Annotated in this window: 19 protein-coding genes; 13 read left to right on the top strand and 6 right to left on the bottom strand. The window is 46.0% G+C overall.

Annotation, left to right across the window (positions count from 1 at the left end; genetic code table 11):
* Positions 1-168 precede the first annotated feature (168 nt).
* From alr to QZY95_RS12180, 3 genes are all read right to left on the bottom strand, one after another.
* The gene (gene alr / locus QZY95_RS12190) at positions 169-1,308 is read right to left on the bottom strand and encodes an alanine racemase (protein ID WP_290923879.1); all 1,140 of its coding nucleotides are present in this window, start codon (positions 1,306-1,308) and stop codon (positions 169-171) included.
* 285 nt (positions 1,309-1,593) lie between these two features.
* Positions 1,594-3,417, bottom strand: coding sequence for a glutamine--fructose-6-phosphate transaminase (isomerizing) (gene glmS, locus QZY95_RS12185; protein ID WP_290923877.1), 1,824 nt, complete (start codon positions 3,415-3,417; stop codon positions 1,594-1,596).
* Between the two features lie 89 nt (positions 3,418-3,506).
* Entirely contained in the window at positions 3,507-3,896 is a 390-nt protein-coding gene (locus QZY95_RS12180; RefSeq protein WP_290923875.1) for a rhodanese-like domain-containing protein, read from the bottom strand.
* A gap of 131 nt (positions 3,897-4,027) precedes the next feature.
* On the opposite strand from QZY95_RS12180, the gene QZY95_RS12175 reads away from it, so the two are divergent.
* The 5 genes from QZY95_RS12175 (at position 4,028) to QZY95_RS12155 (ending at position 7,791) form a co-directional block, all read left to right on the top strand.
* Positions 4,028-4,333 carry a hypothetical protein gene (locus tag QZY95_RS12175; protein ID WP_290923873.1) on the top strand — a complete coding sequence of 102 codons (306 nt, stop codon included), beginning with the start codon at positions 4,028-4,030 and terminating at the stop codon, positions 4,331-4,333.
* A 253-nt stretch (positions 4,334-4,586) separates the two neighbouring features.
* Positions 4,587-5,066 (top strand): acetolactate synthase small subunit, encoded by a 480-nt coding sequence (gene ilvN, locus QZY95_RS12170; protein WP_290923872.1) that lies wholly within the window; start codon positions 4,587-4,589, stop codon positions 5,064-5,066.
* 20 nt (positions 5,067-5,086) lie between these two features.
* Positions 5,087-6,013, top strand: coding sequence for a bifunctional enoyl-CoA hydratase/phosphate acetyltransferase (locus tag QZY95_RS12165; protein ID WP_290923871.1), 927 nt, complete (start codon positions 5,087-5,089; stop codon positions 6,011-6,013).
* A complete protein-coding gene (buk, locus tag QZY95_RS12160; protein WP_290923869.1) occupies positions 6,013-7,131 on the top strand; it encodes a butyrate kinase in 1,119 nt (372 codons plus the stop codon). Before QZY95_RS12165 ends, buk begins: the two co-directional genes overlap by 1 nt.
* A gap of 96 nt (positions 7,132-7,227) precedes the next feature.
* A complete protein-coding gene (locus QZY95_RS12155; RefSeq protein ID WP_290923867.1) occupies positions 7,228-7,791 on the top strand; it encodes a TetR/AcrR family transcriptional regulator in 564 nt (187 codons plus the stop codon).
* A gap of 63 nt (positions 7,792-7,854) precedes the next feature.
* Here the strand turns inward: QZY95_RS12155 and QZY95_RS12150 are convergent, their stop codons facing one another.
* Both QZY95_RS12150 and QZY95_RS12145 read right to left on the bottom strand, forming a co-directional pair.
* Positions 7,855-8,232, bottom strand: a complete 378-nt coding sequence (locus QZY95_RS12150) for a Spy/CpxP family protein refolding chaperone (protein WP_290923865.1) — start codon at positions 8,230-8,232, stop codon at positions 7,855-7,857.
* A 99-nt stretch (positions 8,233-8,331) separates the two neighbouring features.
* Positions 8,332-9,387: a glycosyltransferase family 9 protein gene (locus tag QZY95_RS12145; protein ID WP_290923864.1), complete on the bottom strand. Its 1,056-nt coding sequence runs from the start codon at positions 9,385-9,387 to the stop codon at positions 8,332-8,334.
* Between the two features lie 339 nt (positions 9,388-9,726).
* On the opposite strand from QZY95_RS12145, the gene QZY95_RS12140 reads away from it, so the two are divergent.
* Genes QZY95_RS12140 through QZY95_RS12130 form a run of 3 tightly spaced genes read left to right on the top strand, consistent with a single transcriptional unit; the run spans position 9,727 to position 15,590 of the window.
* Positions 9,727-11,166, top strand: coding sequence for an efflux transporter outer membrane subunit (locus QZY95_RS12140; protein ID WP_290923862.1), 1,440 nt, complete (start codon positions 9,727-9,729; stop codon positions 11,164-11,166).
* Positions 11,167-11,171: 5 nt separating this feature from the next.
* A complete protein-coding gene (locus QZY95_RS12135; RefSeq protein ID WP_290923860.1) occupies positions 11,172-12,422 on the top strand; it encodes an efflux RND transporter periplasmic adaptor subunit in 1,251 nt (416 codons plus the stop codon).
* A 3-nt stretch (positions 12,423-12,425) separates the two neighbouring features.
* Positions 12,426-15,590, top strand: a complete 3,165-nt coding sequence (locus QZY95_RS12130) for an efflux RND transporter permease subunit (RefSeq protein WP_290923858.1) — start codon at positions 12,426-12,428, stop codon at positions 15,588-15,590.
* Between the two features lie 146 nt (positions 15,591-15,736).
* Here the strand turns inward: QZY95_RS12130 and QZY95_RS12125 are convergent, their stop codons facing one another.
* Positions 15,737-16,555, bottom strand: coding sequence for a TIM barrel protein (locus QZY95_RS12125; RefSeq protein WP_290923856.1), 819 nt, complete (start codon positions 16,553-16,555; stop codon positions 15,737-15,739).
* Between the two features lie 535 nt (positions 16,556-17,090).
* On the opposite strand from QZY95_RS12125, the gene hmcA reads away from it, so the two are divergent.
* Genes hmcA through hmcE form a run of 5 tightly spaced genes read left to right on the top strand, consistent with a single transcriptional unit; the run spans position 17,091 to position 21,814 of the window.
* Positions 17,091-18,647, top strand: a complete 1,557-nt coding sequence (gene hmcA / locus QZY95_RS12120; RefSeq protein ID WP_290923854.1) for a sulfate respiration complex hexadecaheme cytochrome HmcA — start codon at positions 17,091-17,093, stop codon at positions 18,645-18,647.
* 16 nt (positions 18,648-18,663) lie between these two features.
* Entirely contained in the window at positions 18,664-19,770 is a 1,107-nt protein-coding gene (hmcB, locus tag QZY95_RS12115; protein ID WP_290923851.1) for a sulfate respiration complex iron-sulfur protein HmcB, read from the top strand.
* Positions 19,770-20,930, top strand: coding sequence for a sulfate respiration complex protein HmcC (hmcC, locus tag QZY95_RS12110; protein WP_290923848.1), 1,161 nt, complete (start codon positions 19,770-19,772; stop codon positions 20,928-20,930). Before hmcB ends, hmcC begins: the two co-directional genes overlap by 1 nt.
* Before the next feature lie 17 nt (positions 20,931-20,947).
* Positions 20,948-21,091, top strand: coding sequence for a sulfate respiration complex protein HmcD (gene hmcD, locus QZY95_RS12105; protein WP_290923845.1), 144 nt, complete (start codon positions 20,948-20,950; stop codon positions 21,089-21,091).
* A gap of 42 nt (positions 21,092-21,133) precedes the next feature.
* Complete coding sequence (hmcE, locus tag QZY95_RS12100; RefSeq protein WP_290923841.1) at positions 21,134-21,814, top strand: sulfate respiration complex protein HmcE; 681 nt, start codon at positions 21,134-21,136, stop codon at positions 21,812-21,814.
* Positions 21,815-21,823: the final 9 nt, after the last annotated feature.

Raw genomic sequence — 21,823 nt, 5'->3', positions numbered from 1 at the left:
ACTATTCTCAATGAAAGACTAAAATTACGAAATCAAGATTAGCAATACTTAATTGCAGACAAAAAATAAAGATTAACACGTGCTGTCAGCCTTTTATATAAGACGGACTATAAAAAAAGCCGAAGCAGTTTTCTGCTCCGGCTTTTCATTTTTTCTATTAAACACAGGTTAAATATACACTCGCCGTACGCGCGCCATAAGGCTGGCAACAACTTCATAATTAATCGTACCGAGCATCTGTGCCATATCATCTGCAGTTACTGAGCTATCTCCTTGCTTTCCAAGTATGACCACCTCGTCACCACACTGCGCAGTAGAGTCTGCACCCAAGTCAATCATGGTCTGATCCATACAGACCCTGCCTACAACTGGAGCACGCTTGCCATGTACAAGCATTATCCCTTTGGAAGAAAGATATCTGTCATATCCGTCTGCATAGCCGATAGGAACCACACCTATACAAGTGTTCCCCTTACAGACATGTGTATGTCCGTAACTAACAGTTGTGCCGCAAGGAGCCTCTTTAACACTCACAAGCGAAGCCTTAACAGTCATTGCCGGACGCAAATCCATAAGATTACGATCTACAGCGTCAGAAGGATACAACCCGTACGTGACGATTCCCGGACGCACCATATTAAAATGGGCTTCAGGCATTGTCATAATGGCCGCACTGTTTGCAGCATGAACAAGCGGAAAGTCAAATCCCGCAGTCTGCAAAGAATCTAGTGTCTGCTTAAATAATTCTAACTGGCGATATGCATTGTCCAGGCATTCTGCATCGCTGGCAGCAAAATGTGTATATATGCCTTCCAAGTTGAAAACACCGTGGGCCGCAATAGCCTGAACACGGTCAACAATGGAAGATTGCCCCGGAGCAGTTTCCGGAAGCAGCCCTAACCGTCCCATGCCCGTATCGATTTTGACATGAACAGTCAGTTTTGCCTTGGCACAATGCAAAAAAGACGCAAGACGCTCTGCATACTCACATGAATGTACAGTCTGCGTCAGCTTTAAATCTACAAGGCGCGGTGCACAGTCGGGCGGAGTATAGCCAAGTATTAAAATAGGCGCTTTAATACCTGCATTTCTGAGTATAATTGCCTCGCTCAACCGAGCAACGCCCAAATACTCAGCCCCTTCACGAACAACAGCATTAGCGACCTGAATCGCTCCGTGACCGTAAGCATTGCCTTTTACCACAACGAGCATCGCCTTTTTGTCTCCAACGACTCGACGAATTTCCCGAATATTGTGACGAATTACAGAAAGATCTATTTCAGCCCATAATGGCTCTGAATGCAGCATATTTCCTTCCTTAAATGTAAGACAGCTCTCTAATTCCCCCATACGTTATCCATACGAAACTTATGTATGCAGACACAAGGATGCACCTTCCTGTTTCTGTAACCAAACAATTTTGTTCCAGAAACGAAAACCTTGCTATGAAGATAGCACGTGCAGCGATCTTCTGTTTTCTGCTACAGCATAAGTAATCCGCTCTTCTCAACCATTCTTATCCATAAAAAATCCTTCCTGTTTAAAAAACAAAGCAGGAAGGATTCTTACCAACAATACCAATAAAATGTCCTGCTATTCTACGGTAACACTCTTGGCAAGATTTCGTGGTTGGTCCACGTCTTTACCAAGGTAGTCCGCAGCTTCATAGCTGAACAACTGTAACGCCGGAAGCACCAAGAAAGAGGAAAGCGGGTAAACGCATTCCGGCAACACCCATTTATGTTTCACAGAAAGATCAGAGTTCGGGTTCGTCAAAGCAATCACATCACCTGCGCGTGCCTGAACTTCTTCAAGGTTTGACTTAACCTTGGCAAAGAACTGGTCATGCAACGCAATAGCAAAAGTTGGAAACTCTGGATCAATAAGGGCAATAGGGCCGTGCTTCATTTCACCGGCAGCATACCCTTCAGCATGAATATATGAAATTTCTTTAAGCTTGAGTGCACCTTCCATTGCAAGCGGGTACCCTACACCGCGACCAAGGAAGAAAAAGCTGCGTGCTGTAGAGTACTCACGCGCAAGACGCTTTGCATCTTCGCGAATACGCGGCAATTCCGCTTCCAACAATTCAGGAAGCTTGTGGAGTCCGTCAAAAATATCACGACGCAGTGTCACCTCAAGCAAATCTTTTCTATCTGCCCAAGCAAGTCCCATCAGAAGCAATACTGCCATCTGGGAACACATCGCTTTGGTTGATGCTACTGAAATTTCAGGCCCTGCCTGAGTGTAAACTGTAACGTCAGATTCACGGGCAATGGAAGAACCAACAACGTTACAAAGCCCCACAACAGGAACACCCTGTTCTTTTGCGATACGCAATGCAGCCAAGGTATCTGCGGTCTCACCGGACTGGCTGATAACAAGAACAACATCACCTTCATCAAGAATGACATCGCGGTATCTGAACTCTGATGCAATTTCCACAGTAACAGGGATACGCGCCCAGCTTTCAAATAAATGCTGTGCCCATTGTCCAGCATTAAAGCTCGTACCACATGCAACAATGTGCAAACGCTTTGGAACAGGCATTTCACTCAACTCAGGGAGAACAGCAGTCTGTTCACGCCAGTTAACCCGTCCAGCAAGACAATCTTTTACTACACGCGGCTGCTCAAAGATTTCTTTAAGCATAAAGTGCTTGTAGCCGTCTTTTTGTGCTGCTTGAACATCCCACTCAATATGATGGACTTCTTTCTCGATAGGAGTCAGCGTGCGCGCATCTTTTACAGTCCAACTGTTGGCGTCAATGCGTACCATCTCACCGTCTTCAAGGAAAACAACATTACGGGTATACGCTAAAAACGCCGGAATATCAGATGCAACAAAGTTTTCACCCTGCCCTACACCGAGAACAAACGGACACGCACATCGAGCGCCATAAATTACACCCGGATTTTCTGCTTCCATAACCAGTACAGAATACGCGCCGTCAGCCTTATTGACAGCCCAGCTCAACCCTTTTTCAAGAGAGCCGGTTTCTTTAACACCTTCAGCAATCAAGTTACAGAAGACTTCAGAATCTGTATCTGAACGGAAACCATACCCTTTAGAGGTCAACAGGTCTTTCAGCTCCTGATAGTTCTCAATAATTCCATTGTGAACTATCGCAAGAGATTCGTCCCATGATCTATGTGGATGGGCATTACGTTCAATCGGTGCACCGTGCGTTGCCCAACGGGTATGTCCCATGCAGGATGTTGCAAGAGAAATATTCATGGTTTCAAGCTTGGACTCGAGGTTTACAAGCTTCCCTTCAGCACGCACAGTCGTAAGTTGTTTATTCTGTACAAACGCAACACCGGCTGAATCATAACCACGGTATTCCAGGCTTTTCAAACCCTTAACTGCAAGGGGAACAGCAGGTCGATGACCTGTATACCCAATAATTCCACACATATAATACGTCTCCTAATCTCATAGAGATGCAAGTCTATTTTTCCGATTATGTATATGCTTTCCGAGCAATAGGCAAGAAAACCTGCCTTCTACTTAGCTACCGGATACCCATGTTTTTTCCATACTTCAATACCGCCGTCCATATGAATAACAGTATGTCCCATCTTCTTAAGAAGACGTGCAGCACGAATACTTCGATAGCCAGTCGCACAATAGATCACAATCGTATCCTCTTTAGGTAGTTGTGACAATTTCCGTTCAAAATCATCACCGTGATAATCATATAACACCGCCCCCTTAAGGTGACCGGTGGCATATTCTTCCGGAGTACGTACATCAAGCAGGATAACATTTTGCTCCGCACCATTCAGCAAAGCATGCACTTCTGCAACGGAACGCCGCTCCAGTGTCCCAGCAGATGCAACCGCTGCGAGCACCAGCCATAGCAACATAAAAAACAGTCCGCGAATCTTCCACATACCACTCTCCTTATTGCTATTTTCAGTATACATATTTTGATTTCAGAAACAATAATTGTTCCTGCCTGTAGCGGGTGGCAGAAATATAGTGTGGGAAATCCCCCCTTTTTAGCGAAACACGAGGTGATGATATGGGGCAGCGCGTACCAGATATTGACTTCCAACTCGTCCGCCGAGGCGATCTAGCCATCGAATCGATGGATCGAGCTGTTCGGGCAACAGGTGTAAAACAGTGCTATCCGTACAAAGCGCGATGGCAGTGGATGAGACGTCTTTATTTGCAGGGGCGGGCAACGCCTTCGCTTCTACGCACGTTCATTATCCGATTATCGAGACATACTCCTTACTCCCTGCGAACCTTAATGGATCTCCATATCCGATCAGGTGTTGATTTAGTATGTCCTGTTATGGATGAAAAAGGACGCTTTGACCTGTAATAAACCAACATTATAGAACTTTCAGCAGGGCTACCGTTTTTTCGGTAGCCCTGTTATTATATCTACTCAAAAAACAAGCTACTTTTCTTAACTTGTTTGCACCTACTAACTTGTGTACTTTTCTTAACTCAAGCTTTCCTATCGCTATTGAATATATTAGGAAGAAGTTACTGACCACTGCATAACTTTTACGCAGTGATACGCTATCGTTATTTAGCCCACTGTAAGAGTTACAGATAGTAAGGAGTGTTACATGATTTACACTATCTCTGCGCTGGTTAAAAACCAGCCGGGTGTTGTTGCAGACGTTACAGCAGTCTTCAGAGACCGCAGCGTCAATTTCAAGTCTATTTCCTGTGCTGAAACAGAGGAATTTAAAGTTTCAAGACTGGTAATCACTGTTGATTGCGAATCTGCTACTATCAAAACTCTTCTTGATGACATCGCAAACCTACCTGCGGTTTCTGAAGTAGATACACTTGAGCGTAATGATTTTGTAGACCGCCAGATGGCACTTATTAAAGTCGGTTTTACAAAAGATACCATGACACAGGTTATGCAAATTTTTGAAGTCTTCCGTGCAGATGTTGTCAGCATGGGACAAGAAACCATCATGGTTGAAATTACCGGCGATGAAGATAAAGTTGACGGCCTTATTAAAATGCTACGCCCGCACGGCATCCGCAATCTGTGCAGAACCGGCGTTGTTGCCCTGAAACGCGGCGACGAATAAGTAGGCCGGAGAAACACACTATGCCTATAAATTCCCTTCAGTCCCTTGCAGATTACATTATTGAAGGCCACGTAAATACAAAACTCGCTGTTGCAGCCTGTGCTGAAGGTTTTGTTTTACGCGCGTGTGTAGAAGCACACCAAAAAGGAATTGCTGAACCTATTCTTGTAGGTGACATTGAACTTGCTGAAGAACTTGCCGCAGAACGTGATCTTGATCTTTCCCCATTTGAGAAACATCACGTGCCGCAGCCGGCTGAAGCAGTTACAAAATGTATTGAACTGGTGAAAGAAGGCCATGCCAGCGCCATTATGAAAGGCAAGGTTAATACCGACGTACTGTTGCGCGGAATTCTTAATAAAGAAACCGGTATGCCGCCTAAAGGCGTTCTTTCCCATGTCGGGCTTTTCAATGCTCCGAACGATGACCGGCTGATGATTATCACAGATGCCGGAATTAACATTGCGCCGAACATGCAACGTAAGGTTGATATTGTTAAAAATGCCTTGCGCGTAGCAAAAGTGCTTAAAATTGAGCAACCGAAAGTCGCAATGCTCGCAGCAACAGAAAAAGTTATTTACCCTGCCATGCCCGCAACCCTTGATGCTCAAATGGTTGCCAAAATGGCAGAACAGGGTGAATTCGGCGACGCACATGTTGCCGGACCGTTTGCACTTGATCTTGCCGTTTCCATGCGTGCTGTAGAGTGTAAAGGCGTCGACAATCCGGTTGCCGGCAAGGCGGATATCCTTGTTGCACCGGACATTGAGAGCGGAAACATTTTATACAAATCGCTTACCGCACTTATGAATCTGGATATGGCCGGCATGGTAGCCGGCAGCGAAGTACCGATTGTACTTCCTTCCCGTGGTGATACTGACCGTACAAAATTCTATTCGATTGCACTGGCCATTGCTATGGCTATGGGTGAAAAGGAGTCGCCTTAATGGCTGAGCATATTCTGGTAATTAATCCGGGTTCTACCTCTACCAAGGTTGCTGTTTTTGACGGAGAAAAAGAACTTTTCTCACACACAGCAGAACATGAAAAACACGAAACCCTCGCTTTTAATACTGCTTTTGAGCAAATGGAACTTCGACGCAGCACCATTAAAGCAGTACTCAAAGAATACGGAATGGATACCGTCAGATTTGCCGGTATTGCTGGCCGTGGAGGACTTCTTGCCCCAATGCATGGCGGCACATGGAATGTTACACCTGCCATGCTCACAGATCTGGAGTCAGCCAGATACGGGGAACATGCATGCAACCTCGGTGCACCGTTAGCACTCGAATTTGCAAAAGAGCACGGAGTAAAGGCATATATTGTTGATACCGTTGTTACCGACGAAATGGACAGTAGAGCCAGACTCAGTGGTCTACCGGAACTACCGCGACGCAGCGTTTTTCATGCCCTCTCTCAAAGAGCGGCAGCCAGAAAGGCAGCGGAGCAACTGGGAAAAGAATATGCAGACAGCCGCTTCCTCGTCTGTCACATGGGCGGCGGGGTTTCTGTAGCGGCACACCGTAACGGTAAAATTTGTGATGTGGTCAATGCACTGGAAGGCGACGGTCCGTTCTCACCGGAACGCACTGGACGCCTGACAGCACTGGGCGTACTTGACCTTGTCAAAAATGGCACCTTTACTTACGAAGAACTACGTTCACGTATTTTGAAAACAGGCGGTCTTTGGGCTCACCTTGGCACCAATGACTTGCGCGAAGTAGAAAAACGTATGGCCGCTGGCGATACGAAAGCGCAGCAGGTTTTCGACGCTCTTGCATACTGCATTGCAAAAGAGCTCTCGGGACTTCTTCCAGCGCTCATGCACCTTGATGAAGGGGAGAGCGCACCGGTTACCGTTGACGGGTATGTACTCACCGGCGGTATGGCAAACAGCAAGAAACTTGTTGAAACTATTATTAACAATTTACCACCGCTTGCACCTGCTATTATCTTCCCTGCTGTAGAAGAAATGCATGCACTTGCAGGCGGCGTTTTACGCGTACTTCGGGGCAAAGAAGATGCCCGTGATTACACAGGAACCCCAAAGGATTTACTGTAGATCACAACGCATTGATTTTCTTTTCTATTTCCACTAATAGATAAGGATAAGGTTCCCGTATATTACAGGACCATCATTTAACACCGTGGGGCAGACATGGGTTCATCCAAAGAACTAATTCTTAATAATGCACGCCAACTCTTTGCAGAAAAAGGCTTTAAGGGCACAACTGTTGCTCTCATTGCCCAGCTTTCTCATGTGACAGATGCTGCTATTTACAGACATTACAAGTCGAAACAGCAGATATTTGACCAGATTATTGAAGAGCTCATTACAGAGTACAAAGGTATGCTCGATGAGATAAAGGCTCGCCAGAAATCCGGCTACTGCCTTTTAGAGACACTCATCCAGGACGTTGTGGTTTTTGTTAATGAAAATGAGACAGGATACAAAGTTATCCTAACGACATATGCCACAATTCCAAGCGCAAAAATTGCTATGGAAAATATGACTGACGCACTGAAACAGACTATCGTTGCCTGTCTTGAACGGGGAATTAAAGACGGTACTGTGCGCGAAGATATTGAAGTAGACAGTACTGCGGAAATTATCACCTGGCTTCTTGCTGGACTTAACCGTCGCCGCATTTTCTGGCCGGAACGTGATGAAATTACCAAACCTGCCGTTACCTTCTGCCTTAACTCTATTAAAGGCTTTTAACGGTTTCAGGTACACACTAAAAAAAGGGAGAGCAATTCAGCTCTCCCTTTTTTTATGAAATGGTTATTTTTTATTCTTATGCATCATTTTGCGACTTTGAATATATTCCTGATATTTTTTAGCCTGCTCATCAGTAAGCACTCCGTTTAATTCATCTCTGTACTTCTGATGCTGCTCTAAAATATCAATCTTAATTTCACGCTGTTCTTCTTTGTCATTTGCTTCAGAAAGTGACTTGAAGAGCGGCTTCATTTCCGCATCACGACGCACAATGATATCTTTTATTTTTGTCTGCTGATCTGGAGTCAAATCAAGCATTTTAGTCATATGTGCTACACGCTCATCCGGAGACATTTTTCCGTGAGAATACCCTTTTGCGAAAGCTGAAGAACATAACGCCATAGCAAGTATTGCCACACACACTATCAACAATCTTTTCATACCGGCCTCTCTAAATAGAAATTAAAGCAACATAGGCTGCAACTACACGAAGTACAGTATGAAAGAATGTCAGGATGTTGTCATAGTATATTAATGAAGCTAACGAGTTATGACTTCAATATGCTTTTCAATTTTAGCAGCAACAAGAGCAGGATCTAACTCATACAAACACTTGTAGTCCAAAGAACAGGAAGTACTGTTACATGGACAACATTCTATATCTGAATTGACCGTTGTATGCTCTTTGGAAGGGAAGCGCCATGCATCACTACTTGAACCAAGAATAACAAACGTCGGAGTTCCTACTGCTACAGACATATGGCGTGGCGCAGAACAGTTACCGAAATGTAAAAGGCTTCGTTCCTGACATGCAGCAACCTGTCGTAGCTGCAAACTCGGGGAAGGCACAATCACAGCTTCCGGCGTATCACAGGCGCTAAGAATTTCATCAAAAATGCCCTCTTCCCCCGGTCCGGCGAGAAGGACAAATCGTAAATCCTTATGCTTTTCAGCTAAAATACTAATGACTTTTGCGTAGTTTTCAGGAGGATACTTTCTACCGCGATCATGATGGGTTGCATCAACAGTAATAAGCTTATGCTCATCAGTCACACCCCACTCCTTAAGTTGGGCAGACATTGCATTTCGCTCCTCATCCGTAAGGTACAGCTTAGGAGTCGTAAAATTCCACTCAATGCCCAAAGGAGCCAGGATTGCGGCTTTTGACTCAGAAGCATAGCCGCTTTTTGCAGGCGTTAAGTGGGTATACCCGATGTCGTTAATCCATGAGGAATTGTAACTCAATTTTACAGGAGCATCCGTAAGATACGATATCCACCTGATACGCGGAAGGTGCTGTAACCCCACCATAAGGTCATACCCTTGGCGTGCAACCTTTCTATAAAAAGCGAACTCCTTAACAGGGTTCGACAGTTCTTTTTTATCCAGCGCCCATATTTTAGAAATATACGGATTATTCTCAAGAACAGGGACACATTTTTTTTCTGTAAAATAATGAATCTCTGCATCTGGAAACTTCTGTGCGAGTAGCTCTGCCACTGGTGTGGAAAGCATTACATCCCCGATCTGCCGAAGCTGGCAAACAAGAATTTTCCTTACTTTTTCTGGATTAAGACTAATTGTGCTGTCAGTCACAGATACTCCGAATAATATTGCAATGGTGTCTATACGACGTGAAACATAATGTTCTGCGCATAGAGCGTCAACGAGTAGCAGATTACAAGTTCGTAACGCTTCTACCTTCAATTTGTAAGCAAAACTTTGATAACTCTCTTTCCACCCCAACAGTACAGCTAAAAATTGTATAAAAACAATACAGTTTTCGGCTTTAAAAAACTTCAGGTTGAATATAAGGTTTTATAAATTTTCAAAACGATTGTTGACATGACAACGAAGATATTGGCATTACTTGACACGTCAACAACACATATTTCGATGTAGATAAAAAACCTTATTGCACGCTAAAAGGATTATATGATTAAATTTTTACTTCCAGCGCTTCTTGTGAGCACAATGCTCTGTTCTGCGTGCGCGCCATTTGCCCCTACACAAACCCTACAGCCGAATGTTTCACTCGATAAACCGTACTCTATCGATGTAGCGGGGCAGGAATCAGATAAATTATGGTGGAAAAGTTTTAACAGTCCGGAACTAAATGCTCTTATTGATAAGGCTCTTTCTGACAACTTTACCATCAACATCGCCTATGCCCGTCTCAAGCAAGCAGCAGCGAACTTAGAACGTGCTGGAGCAGAACAGTACCCTACTCTCGACCTTACCGGCGGAGCAAAAGCCGGAAGAACAGGATCGAAAACCAACACTGGCGCTAAAAGTACCTATGACGATACCCAAAGTTATGAAGTTGGTGCAGCAGCGGCATATGAGCTTGATCTATGGGGGCGCATTGAAGCCCAACGTAGTGCCAGTGAACAACAGTTTTATGCAACCTACGCAGACCTTGATGCTGCGGCAGTAACAGTAGCAGCATCGATTGCTGAAAACTGGGTAGATCTACTCAGAGTTCGTGAAGAAATCGCTATTCTTAACGAGCAAATCGATAACAACAGACGACAACTTGAGTTTCAGGAATTACGCTTCGCAAATGGTATTGCTGAATCAGTAGATGTATTGCAGCAGCGCCAGATTTTAGCATCAAGCCAATCAGAACTGCCTTTACTTATTGCAAAAGAGCAAGTGCTCCTTAACGCAATTTCAGTTCTAATAGGCAGCACCCCGCTTGAGCGCCCTACAATCGTACAAAAAGAACTTCCTGATCTTATCGCTTTGCCTGCGACAGGGCTTCCTTCCGACCTTCTGGTCAACAGACCGGACGTCCGCTCTGCCGGATTAGAGTTATTTTCCGCACAGTGGGATGTTGCTGAAGCACGTGCAAACAGACTTCCACAATTTACTCTCAATGCAGATGCTGCATTCAAAAGCAGTGTAGCAGCCGTACTCTTTAACAACTGGGTTGCGACTCTTGCCGGTAATGTTATGCAACCGTTACTGGACGGCGGGCTTCGCGCGGCTGAAGTTGACCGTACACGAGCCATTGTTGAAGAACGAGCCTCTACCTACAGTGAGACTGTTTCCAAAGCTATTCAGGAAGTAGAAGATGCTCTTGTAAATGAAGAACAGCAGCAGGAATATCTGCGCTTGATTGCTGCACAGCGTGATGCCACAGCTAAAACCCTTCAGGATGCACGTTTACGTTACCTGCAAGGGCAAAGCGGCTACCTGCCGTTATTACAGGAAGTCTTAAACGTACAAGGACTGGAACGCCAGATGCTGCAGCAAGAAGCTGAGCTCATTAAACTCCGCATCACACTCTATCGCGCTCTGGGAGGCGGCTGGACATACAATCTTGCCAACGTCCGAACAACCACACCTTCCACAAAGAATGAGGGGATATAACCGGTATGCAGAATAATCCTACATCCCGTAAAAAACTTATTAACGTCGCTGTATTTCTTGCCATGCTCCTCATCGGCTTCGGTGGGTACTCTGCTTTTATGGGTTCAAAGCCTAAAGTTGATAAAAAAGCACCGGAAGAAAAACGGACGACTGTAAAAATAATGCATGCCACTAAAGGCAGTGTTTCCATGAAAGTCAAAGGAACCGGCATTGTAGTTCCTGCACAAAAAGTAGAGTTGCAACCTGAGGTTTCCGGCACCATCTCATGGATATCACCTCAATTCGCTGCTGGCGGGATCATCAAAAAAGGTGAGCCTATTCTTCGGATCGACACCAGTGACTATGAAATCGCGCTAAGAAAAAGCATCAGCACTCTTGCCAGTGCTCAAGCTGAGCTGATGCTTGAAGAAGGACAACAGCGAGTCGCTAAAGAAAGTATCCGATTACTAAAATCGGATAAGAGTGTTCAGGATTACAGTACTGACCTTGCCCTGCGTAAGCCACAGCTAATGAAAGCAGAAGCTGCGATTGAAGAAGCCAAGGCTGATGTCGATCAAGCAAAACTTAATATCGCCCGCTGCGAACTCCATGCACCGTTTGATATAATGGTTCAGGAAACTAATGTTGATTTAGGTTCCCGAGTTACCACATCAACTCTGCTGGCTACACTCGTCGGCATAAAAGAATACTGGGTAGAAACAGCTGTTCCTTTGGACAGGCTCGAATACCTTGGGCTCTCCCGTGACTCCATTACAGCCAAAGTCGTACGACAGGGAGGTACGTCGCGCTGGAAAGGTGAAGTGCTGCGTCTTACCGGCTCTCTTACGGAATCAACCCGACTTGCCCGCGTTGTGGTTGCAGTTAAAGACCCACGCGGCCTTGCATCTAAAGACTTCTCCATGCCGCTTATGCTTGGAGACTATGTAGATGTTTCCATTGAAGGCAATTCGCTGTCCTCTGTGTACAAACTTCCACGTGAAGTTGTCCGCAATGAAAACCAAGTATGGGTTTATGAAAACGGCCAGCTTATTATCAAGCCGATTCAAATTGTATGGACTTCAAAAAGCTGGGTATACGTCTCAAGCGGCATTACGGAATCTGACGCCATTATCTCGTCGTACCTTAGTAATCCTTACTCCGGAATGCTGCTTAATGTTGAAAAACAACAGGCTCCGAAACCCATCCCAGAGTTCAACTCAAGCGAACAGGAAGATGGAATGCCGCCTTCCACTAAGCAAGTTGTTACTGCGGAGTAGTGAATGAAAAAATCTCCACTTGCTTCGCAACATAAGGCTCCCTGCGCACCGGAACCGGAAAAAAACCGTGGGGCTGTCGCTTGGATGGCGGGTAACTCCGTTGCTGCAAACCTGTTGATGATCCTTTTTCTCGTTGGCGGGCTGATTCTCGGTAACAACATCACACAGGAAGTCTTTCCAGAAATTGAACTTGATACAATTTCCGTATCTGTCGTCTATCAAGGTGCCAGTCCAGAAGAAATTGAACGCTCTATTATTCAAGCTATTGAAGAATCCATTCAGGGCATTGAAAATGTAAAAGATGTGACCTCAACCGCAAGCGAAAACAATGCAAATGTAGTTGTAGAGCTCGTTGACGGCGCAGATGTTGATCGTGTCTGGCAGGATATTAAAACCGAAGTTGAAAGAATAACAACGTTTCCGGATGAAGCCGAAGACCCGAGGGTTACGATTGATTCCCGAAAGCGTAGCGTGTTGACGCTTGTTGTCAGCGGTCCGGTCTCTGAATTAAAGCTTCGGGATTACGCCACGCAACTTGAAGATGCTCTCCTCCAAAGTGAAGGAGTAACTCAGGCTGAGGTAACAGGTATTCGAGACTTAGAAACACACGTTGAAATTTCTCGAAACACCCTGCGTAAATACAACATAACTCTCAGCGATGTAGCCAAAAAAATTGCAGCCGCGTCTGTAGAACTTGGTGGCGGCAGCCTTAAAACAGCTCAGGGTGAAATTCTCGTTCGAGTAACCGACCGAAAACTTACAGCAAAAGACTTTGAACGAATTCCCGTTCTTACAGACACTGACGGTGCATCCATTTACCTTGGTGACATTGCCAACATATGGGACGGATTTGAAGATACTGATCAGTGGAGCAGTTTCAACGGTGATCGTGCAGTCTCTGTTGATGTGTATCGTATTGGCTCTCAGACCCCTATGAGTGTTGCGACATCCGCACTTGATGTTGTGGAAGAATTCAAACAAACACTTCCACCGGATATCCAAGTAGGTTCCCACCATAACCGATACGTCATGTTTCAGGATCGAGCGGACTTACTGCTGAGCAACGCATATTTAGGACTGGCGTTAGTCTTTATCTTTCTGGCGCTGTTCCTTGAAATACGTCTCGCGTTCTGGGTAAGTCTCGGTATTCCTATTTCATTCCTCGGTGCTTTTGTTTTTCTTCCTTTCACAGACTTCAGCATCAACATGATCACAATGTTCGCCTTCATCATTACTCTCGGTATTGTTGTGGATGATGCGATTGTTGTAGGGGAAAACGTATATTACCACAGGAACTTAGGAAAAAGCCGGCTTCAAGCAGCCATTGACGGCGCAAAAGAGGTTATGGCTCCGGTAACATTCAGTGTTATTACAAACATTGTCACCTTTCTTCCGCTCTACTTTGTGCCCGGCACTATGGGAAAAATATTTAAATATATTCCCGTCGTTGTCGGTATAGTCTTTTTCATTTCACTTATTGAAAGTTTATTTATTCTGCCTGCCCACTTATCCCACGGCAGTGATAAGTCCCGTATTCCCGGATTCGGCTGGCTTATCAACTTCCAGCAACGATTCAGTACTCGGGTAGAACATTTTATTACAGACAACTACGGGAATTTTGTAAGCAAAATTATCGGGTACAGATACGCAGTACTTGGTACTGCTATGGCTATTCTCTTCATCACCGTGGGGTTTGCACTCTCTGGACGTTTAGGCATGGTTCTCTTCCCGACAATTGAGTCTGATTACGCCTACGGCGCGATCACTATGCCATACGGCACACCTGTTAAACGCATTCAGGAAGTAGAACAAAAGCTTATAAATGCAGCCTACGGAGTTGTTGAAAAAAATGGAGGAAGCGAACTGAGTACAGGGGTCTTCACCAGCGTAGACAACAACCAAATCAGTGCAAGAATCTATCTTACACCTCCAGATGTCCGCCCTGCGTCCACCTCTCAGGTAACTGAAGAATGGCGCGATGCTGTCGGAACAGTTGCCGGTGTTGAAACCGTAGATTTTCTCGCTGATAGAGGCGGCCCGGGTTCCGGTAAAGGGGTTACGATCCAGCTTACCCATCGAGATATTGATACCTTGGAACAAGCTGCTAGAGAGCTTGCCAAAGCTATGGAGCTTTTGAAAGGGGTCAGTGATGTTGACGATGGTAATGCCCAAGGCAAGCGTCAATTCGACATCAAGCTCCTTCCGGCCGGTGAAGCTGCGGGGCTTAGCTCACGTGAAATTGCCGACCAGCTGCGTAATGCATTCTACGGTGCAGAGGCGTTAAAACAGCAAGTTGGGCAGGACGAAGTAACTGTACGAGTTCGATTCCCTGAAAACGAACGTGCCTCGCTGGCTACCTTTGACGACTTAATACTTCAGCTTCCATCGGGTGGCGAAATGCTTCTGCGTGATGCTGCCGCTATCACTAGAGGGTTTGCTGACACATCTATTAAACGTGAAAACGGAAAACGTATTCGAAGCGTTACCGGTAACGTTACTCCTCGCAAGCTTTCTGAACAGGTTGTAAACACAGTACAAAAAGATATTCTCCCGAGCCTTCTCCAAAAATACCCAGGGTTATCTTATAGTCTGGAAGGCAAACAAGCGGACATGCGAGATAGTGTGCAAAGCCTTATTCAAGGCCTACTTCTGACACTTCTTGCAATATATGCACTGTTGGCTATTCCGTTCAAAAGTTATGTGCAGCCACTGATTGTGCTGTTGGCTATCCCGTTCGGAATGGTCGGGGCTGTCATCGGCCATCTCGTCATGGGCTACTCTCTCAGTCTCATGAGTATGTTTGGGTTAGTCGCGCTGGCAGGGGTTGTTGTGAACGATTCACTTGTGCTTGTGGACTTCATCAACCGTCTGAGGCGGGAAGGCTCTACAACAAATGAGGCGGTTATCGTAGGTGCGATTAAACGCTTCAGACCAATTTTGTTAACCACGATTACCACATGTGGCGGCCTTGCACCGATGATCCTTGAAACATCGCGCCAAGCACGCTTTCTTATCCCAATGGCTATTTCTCTCGGGTTCGGTATTCTGTTCGCAACCATGATTACATTGATTCTTGTACCGTGTTTTTATCTGGTATTCGAGGATATCGCAGAATTATTTGCGTCAAAAAAATCGCTCGCTTCAGAGATACACGAGCACCCTGTGTAAGCCACAACCTATCCGGTTCTCTTCACACCTCTGCAATGTTTCTTTGCAGCATGGTCAGCTGAAAACATAAAAAGGCAGTTCCTCAATACGGGGAACTGCCTTTTTTCTATTCTATCTGAAACCACAAAGGTATCGTAAGAGACTTGTTATCTCACGTCTTCATCCGATGCCAGAAAACAAACAGAAGTACTGTGTGTCTCTAAAAATTCAATGGATGCAGGAAACGCCTCTTCTGTATGCGGCTCCAGTGTCGCCGTGGGATAAAGCTCATGTTCCTGTATGTAATCAAAGAGTTGCATCAAAGGTATTGATCCTGCCCCTAATGCTAAATGCTGGTCACCTGAACCATCATTGTCATGTAGATGAAGATGCCCGAGGCGCGGAGAAAATGCCTCCAACCATGTACTCAAATCCTTACGCTGAGCACCTTTTGCAAAAGAGTGCCAATGCCCCACGTCAAAACAATGCCCCACACGATCTTCAGGAAGAGACTGGACAAGATCCACCAATGGCTTCGGAGACAATTCAAATGTGTTCTCTAAAAAAAGCTGCGCACCGGATTGATCTTGTTCTAGAAATTGCAACCACGTTTTACGTGAACGAGCAAGCCATTCATCGTAATACAAGTCGTGTTGTCCGGCTTCATAGTCGGGATGCCCTACAAAGTGTGTTGGTTCATACACTTGCGCAAAAAGTGAAGCCTTGTGCAGGGTTTCACGTGTTGCCCGTAAAATAGCATCATTCAGGCTCCCCGGAGCTAGGTCAAAAAAAGGAAGATGGATGCCGCAGGAAAGCCCTGCTTCAGCAAATCGTTCCGCTGTTTGTATGTGCCATTTTAAATCAAGATTCTGAACAGCAAAGGTATCCATGCCAAGTTCAGGGTACACACCCTGATCTATAAGCATATCAATATATCGCGGTTCCTTAGCAGCAAAACTTAGGGGAAGATTTACAAACAAGCTCATTACCGTTTGATCCTTTTTTCAACATTTGAAATCTTGAAGCAACTCCATTTTTACTAAGCTTCTTACTCATCGTCAAAAGACATTTTGAACGATGTTTTTTCATCACACTAATATCAAAAAAATCAAATCTAATTGTCTACTCACTCGTTGGACAATAATTCCTACTTTTTTTGTATATTTTTGAACAAGTATTTTTTTCGATATATTTCAGATAATTATACACAAAAAATACTCACCCACACTTCTCTTACTCTCTTGACGAAAGCTGACAAATACCCTACCCCGTCGGTATGATAATAACTCATACCGAATCGGTAGGTTTTAAAATCACCGGTTTACCGATGAGTTATCGGGCACCGTATTTTTTACGACGCCCGTGCAACCGCATACATATCCAGACTGCCACAGTGCCCTTAGGCCGCATGGCTAGTTCTGCGCGGTTCTGCTTTACTCTTGAAGTTGGGGAACTCTCAAGAGGTTGATGGCTAAGGGGTGTCTGAGGACGAGTAAATATTTCATCGAAAGGACTGCCACTATGATGAAGGGAAGATCACTGCTTCGCTTGGCGGGCATGCTGATGGTTGTAGCGCTTGTATCGGTCGTCGGTATTAATGCGCACAGCTCCAATGTTACAGCTGCTTCTGCCGAGAAACATTCCGATATCATTACCATTAATGTTATCGGCGAGCTTGGTGATATGGAGTTGCCAGCCGTTACGTATCGCCATGATTTGCATACTGATGCGCTGAAAAAAATGGATAAAGACTGTGCAACCTGTCACGAAAGTGAACAGGGCAGCATGGAACTTACTTTCAAACGAACAGGTGATATGTCAGCTAACGAGCTGAAAGATTTATATCACCAGAACTGTGTAGGCTGTCATGCCGACATGGCTAAAGCCGGTCAGGACACTGGTCCTCTGGAAAGCGAATGTCGTTCATGTCACAATCCAAAGCCGAATATGGTTTCAGACCGTAAACCAATCGACATGGATAAATCCCTGCACGCACGTCATATTTCATCTAAAAAAATCGTTGTTTCACAGCAGGACAAAAACTGTGGCGCTTGTCACATGAATGTTGATGTTGTTGCCGGCACAGCTACCTACGTACCGGGTACAGAAGACAATGATAACGGCTACGGCGAAGGATTTGTTAAATACAAATGCCCTAAAGCCGCAGCTCACTCCAGCTGTATCAGCTGTCATATGAGCGAAGCGAAAAAAGACGCTGCTTCTACAGGTCCTGTTACCTGCGCAGGCTGTCACAGCCCTGTAGCTCAGAAAGCTATGAAAACAGTGCCTGCTGAACGCCTTGACCGCGGCCAGCCGGATTCACTCCTTATCGTTCCTGATACCGCAGCAAAAAGCGACATCGCACCAGTGGCGTTTGACCACAAACTGCATGAAGCAAACGTGAAAGATTGCAGCACTTGCCACATCAACGGCATCGGTAACGAAAAAGACGGCTTCAAGCCTCTCTACAGCGATATGCACGACGCTAAGTCTTCTGCAAGCTGTGTTGGCTGTCACGCAATGCGTGTTGCTCAGGATCCTACCTGTGCAGGCTGTCACTCTATGATTCCAGTTCAGAACTTTAACGAACAGTCCTGTGCAACCTGCCACAACGCCAACGGCGTTACCGTTAAGCAGGCAGCAAAAATGAGCAAGAAAGAGCGTAACGCTGTTGCTGCTTCAGTTATTGCTGCACGCGAATCCGGCACAGTGACCTACACCGCTGAAGAAATCCCTGAATTCGTAAAAATCGACGCTCTTGCAGATAAATACGAAGCTTCCAATATGCCGCACCGCAAAATCGTTGAAACTATGCTCAACGCAACTGCGGACAGCAAACTTGCTGGCAGTTTCCACGCTGAAAAAGGCAAAGTATGTCAGGCCTGTCACCATCAGAGCCCAATGAGCATCAAACCGCCTAAATGTCAGAGCTGTCACAGCGAAGCATTCAAAAACGGTGACCGTCCGGGCCTTAAAGCTGCTTACCATCAGCAGTGCATGACCTGTCACACCGAAATGAATATTCAGAAGCCACAGAACACTGAGTGCGCAGGCTGCCACGCCGCACGCGCTAACTAGGAATCAAGGAGCAATTATGCATCGCAGAAAATTCCTAAGCCTGCTTGGCGGCGCCGGTATTGCTTCCACATTGGGAACTACTAAGGCGAAGGCTGCCAGCAACGCTTCATTTGACGGATATCCTGACGCAATGGGTGTGCTGCACGACAGCAGCCGTTGTATCGGTTGTCGCAAATGTGAAGAAGGCTGTAATACAGTTAATAACTTCCCAAAACCGGAAAAGGCATTTGATGACCTTTCCGTTTTGGACACCAAACGCAGAACCAACTCCACCACGCACACTGTAGTTAATAAGTACAATGTTGCAGGTCTGGATCACCCTATCTTCCGTAAACAGCAGTGTAACCACTGCATGGAACCGGCATGTGCTTCCGCATGTTTTGTAAAAGCGTTCACCAAAAACCCTGACGGCTCCGTTACTTACAACGGCGACGTTTGTGTTGGTTGCCGCTACTGCATGATCGCATGTCCATTCTCTGTTCCTACTTTTGAATACGAAGATCCATTAGATCCACTCATTCAGAAATGTACTATGTGTCATCCGCTCATCAAAGAAGGCAAGCTTCCTGGCTGTGTTCAGGCATGTCCAAAAGAAGCTCTTACCTTTGGCAAGCGTTCTGACCTTATTGAAATCGCTCGCGAACGTATCCGCAAGCATCCTGATCGCTACGTGAAGAAGATTTACGGCGAAACAGAAGCTGGCGGAACCAACTGGCTCTACCTTGCTCCGGTTAAACATACCGAACTCGGTCAGCCTGTTGTTGGTAAAAAGTCCGCTCCGGAGCTCACAGCCGGCGCTCTTGGTGCTGTACCTATGGTAGTAGGCATCTGGCCTGTTCTCCTTACCGGTGCATATGCAATCAGCAAGCGTAAAGAAAAAATCGCTGCTGAAGACCAGAAAGCCGCTGTTGCACAGGCTGTTACTGAAACTCAGTCCGCTGCTGATGACAAGCTTAAAGCTGCAATGGATAAAGCTGCTAAAGACAAAGCTGCTTCCATTGAACGCGAAACAAAGAAAGCTGTCGCTAAAGCAGAAAAAGAGTTTGAAGAAAAGCTTGCTGCACTCCAGAACCCTGAGAGCGAAGAAGTAGAAGAAAGCTCCAAGCCTGAGGGAGATGCATAATGAGTAATGAGCAGAAAAAATTCTGGCACGCCGGAAACATCATCACCGCCATCATTCTTGCGGGCGGTCTGGTGCTCACTTTCCTGCGTTTCTACAAAGGTATCGGCGCTGTATCCAACCTTGATGACAACAACCCTTGGGGTATCTGGATCGGTTTCGACCTTATGTGTGGTGTAGCACTGGCTGCCGGTGGGTACGTTACCTCCGCATCCTGCTACCTCTTCGGCATGAAGCACTACCATTCCGCAGTGCGTCCTGCTATCACAACAGCTTTTCTTGGCTACTTCTTCGTAGTTGTAGCTCTTCTGTACGATCTGGGTCACCCATGGAGACTCCCGTACCCGCTGGTATACTCACAGGGTACCACCTCCCTTCTTTTTGAAGTTGGTTTGTGTGTATCCCTCTATGTGTCCGTTCTTTTCGTAGAATGGTCTCCTGCAGCATTCGAATGGCTCGGCATGCGCAAAATACGTAACTTCGTAGTAAAGCTCACTCTGCCGTTAACCATTATGGGTGTTGTACTTTCCACAATGCACCAGAGCTCCCTCGGCGCTCTGTTCCTTATTGCTCCGGGCAAAGTGCACCCGCTCTGGTACTCCAGTTTCATGCCGGTGTTCTTCTTCATCTCCTCCATGGTGGCTGGTACATCCATGGTAATTTTTGAAGGCACTCTGGCGCATAAAGGTCTGCATCGTATGATGGACGAAACGCATCTTAAAGAAGCAAACGGTGTGGCATTCGGCTTTGCAAAAGCTGCCTCCTTCATTCTCATCGGTTACTTCTTCATTAAAGTGTTCGACATCACTATGGATAATGACTGGAAATATCTTGCTACCGGATACGGTGCTATCTTCCTTGTTGAAATGTTCGGTTTTGTACTGCTTCCTTCTTTCCTCTACGCAATCGGCGTACGTGAAAAGAACCTGAAGATTGTACGCATTGCTTCTGTACTCGGCGTACTCGGCATTGTTGTAAACCGCTTCAACGTGAGCATGGTTGCATACAACTGGCAGCTCCCTGCTGCTGAGCGTTACTTCCCGAGCCTCATGGAGATCGGCATCTCTATCTTTGTTGTAACTCTTATTATTACAACATACCGCTTCATCACTACTCGTATGCCTGTTCTTTTCGAGCATCCTGAGTACAAAGACGCACATTAGTCCGGAGGTCAATAACAATGGAAAACATTATCTTTACTCTCCACGACTTCATGCTCCACACCAAAACCATCACATACGTGCTGATGGGTGTGGCTCTGGTCAGCTTTGTCGGTTACTGGGCGTTCCTGACCGGCAGAGAAGAGAAAATGAGAAAGTACTAGTCATGCAGGGAGGGCAACCTCCCTCTAGACAAGGAGATAACAATGATAGCATTTCTTACCGGACCGATGCTGTGGGTATCACTGCTGGTATTCTTTGGCGGCCTTACAGTTCGTGCCGTATTGTACGTACGCGGTCTCAGCTGGAAGCTTGACCGTGTAGCATATAAACCGCACATGGCTCTTGGCATGCGTGGTGCAATTCACTCCATCCGTTGCTGGCTCATTCCGGGCGGCACATACGGTTGGCGTCAGCAGCCGTTCATGGCAGTAGGTTTCTTCCTCTTCCATATCGGCGCAATCCTGCTCCCACTGTTCCTGCTCGCGCATCAGGAACTTATTAAAATGGCATTCGGCTTCAGCCTGCCGACATTACCGTCCGGCGTTGCAGATGCACTTACAGTTCTCGCAATCATCGGTGGCTTTATGCTCGCTATCCGTCGTATCGCGCTTCCTGAAGTACGCATCCTTACAACTCCATACGACTGGTTCATTCTCGGCATTTCCGTGGCACCATTCGTAACAGGCTTTATCGCCCGTCTGCATCTCGGTAACTACGATTTCTGGCTTACCTGCCATATCCTTACCGGCGAAGCTGTGCTTATTCTGGCACCATTTACCAAGCTGTCCCACATCGTACTGTTCTTCATGTCCCGTGGTCAGCTCGGCATGGATTACAACATCAAGCGCGGTGGCGCAAAACGCGAAACCGCATTCCCGTGGTAACAGTAAGCC

It is taken from the genome of Halodesulfovibrio sp. (assembly GCF_015482765.1).
GTDB lineage: Bacteria > Desulfobacterota > Desulfovibrionia > Desulfovibrionales > Desulfovibrionaceae > Halodesulfovibrio.
This window is presented reverse-complemented; position numbering and strand designations above follow the sequence as displayed.

Bases quoted from the DNA above. Each gene is read 5' to 3' on its own strand.
- hmcE (WP_290923841.1), top strand. From the start codon at position 21,134: ATGATAGCATTTCTTACCGGACCGATGCTGTGGGTATCACTGCTGGTA.
- QZY95_RS12150 (WP_290923865.1), bottom strand. From the start codon at position 8,232: ATGAAAAGATTGTTGATAGTGTGTGTGGCAATACTTGCTATGGCGTTA.
- alr (WP_290923879.1), bottom strand. From the start codon at position 1,308: ATGCTGCATTCAGAGCCATTATGGGCTGAAATAGATCTTTCTGTAATT.
- buk (WP_290923869.1), top strand. From the start codon at position 6,013: ATGGCTGAGCATATTCTGGTAATTAATCCGGGTTCTACCTCTACCAAG.
- glmS (WP_290923877.1), bottom strand. From the start codon at position 3,417: ATGTGTGGAATTATTGGGTATACAGGTCATCGACCTGCTGTTCCCCTT.
- QZY95_RS12165 (WP_290923871.1), top strand. From the start codon at position 5,087: ATGCCTATAAATTCCCTTCAGTCCCTTGCAGATTACATTATTGAAGGC.
- hmcD (WP_290923845.1), top strand. From the start codon at position 20,948: ATGGAAAACATTATCTTTACTCTCCACGACTTCATGCTCCACACCAAA.
- QZY95_RS12130 (WP_290923858.1), top strand. From the start codon at position 12,426: ATGAAAAAATCTCCACTTGCTTCGCAACATAAGGCTCCCTGCGCACCG.
- QZY95_RS12155 (WP_290923867.1), top strand. From the start codon at position 7,228: ATGGGTTCATCCAAAGAACTAATTCTTAATAATGCACGCCAACTCTTT.
- QZY95_RS12125 (WP_290923856.1), bottom strand. From the start codon at position 16,555: ATGAGCTTGTTTGTAAATCTTCCCCTAAGTTTTGCTGCTAAGGAACCG.
- QZY95_RS12135 (WP_290923860.1), top strand. From the start codon at position 11,172: ATGCAGAATAATCCTACATCCCGTAAAAAACTTATTAACGTCGCTGTA.
- ilvN (WP_290923872.1), top strand. From the start codon at position 4,587: ATGATTTACACTATCTCTGCGCTGGTTAAAAACCAGCCGGGTGTTGTT.
- QZY95_RS12180 (WP_290923875.1), bottom strand. From the start codon at position 3,896: ATGTGGAAGATTCGCGGACTGTTTTTTATGTTGCTATGGCTGGTGCTC.
- QZY95_RS12140 (WP_290923862.1), top strand. From the start codon at position 9,727: ATGATTAAATTTTTACTTCCAGCGCTTCTTGTGAGCACAATGCTCTGT.
- hmcA (WP_290923854.1), top strand. From the start codon at position 17,091: ATGATGAAGGGAAGATCACTGCTTCGCTTGGCGGGCATGCTGATGGTT.
- QZY95_RS12175 (WP_290923873.1), top strand. From the start codon at position 4,028: ATGGGGCAGCGCGTACCAGATATTGACTTCCAACTCGTCCGCCGAGGC.
- hmcC (WP_290923848.1), top strand. From the start codon at position 19,770: ATGAGTAATGAGCAGAAAAAATTCTGGCACGCCGGAAACATCATCACC.
- hmcB (WP_290923851.1), top strand. From the start codon at position 18,664: ATGCATCGCAGAAAATTCCTAAGCCTGCTTGGCGGCGCCGGTATTGCT.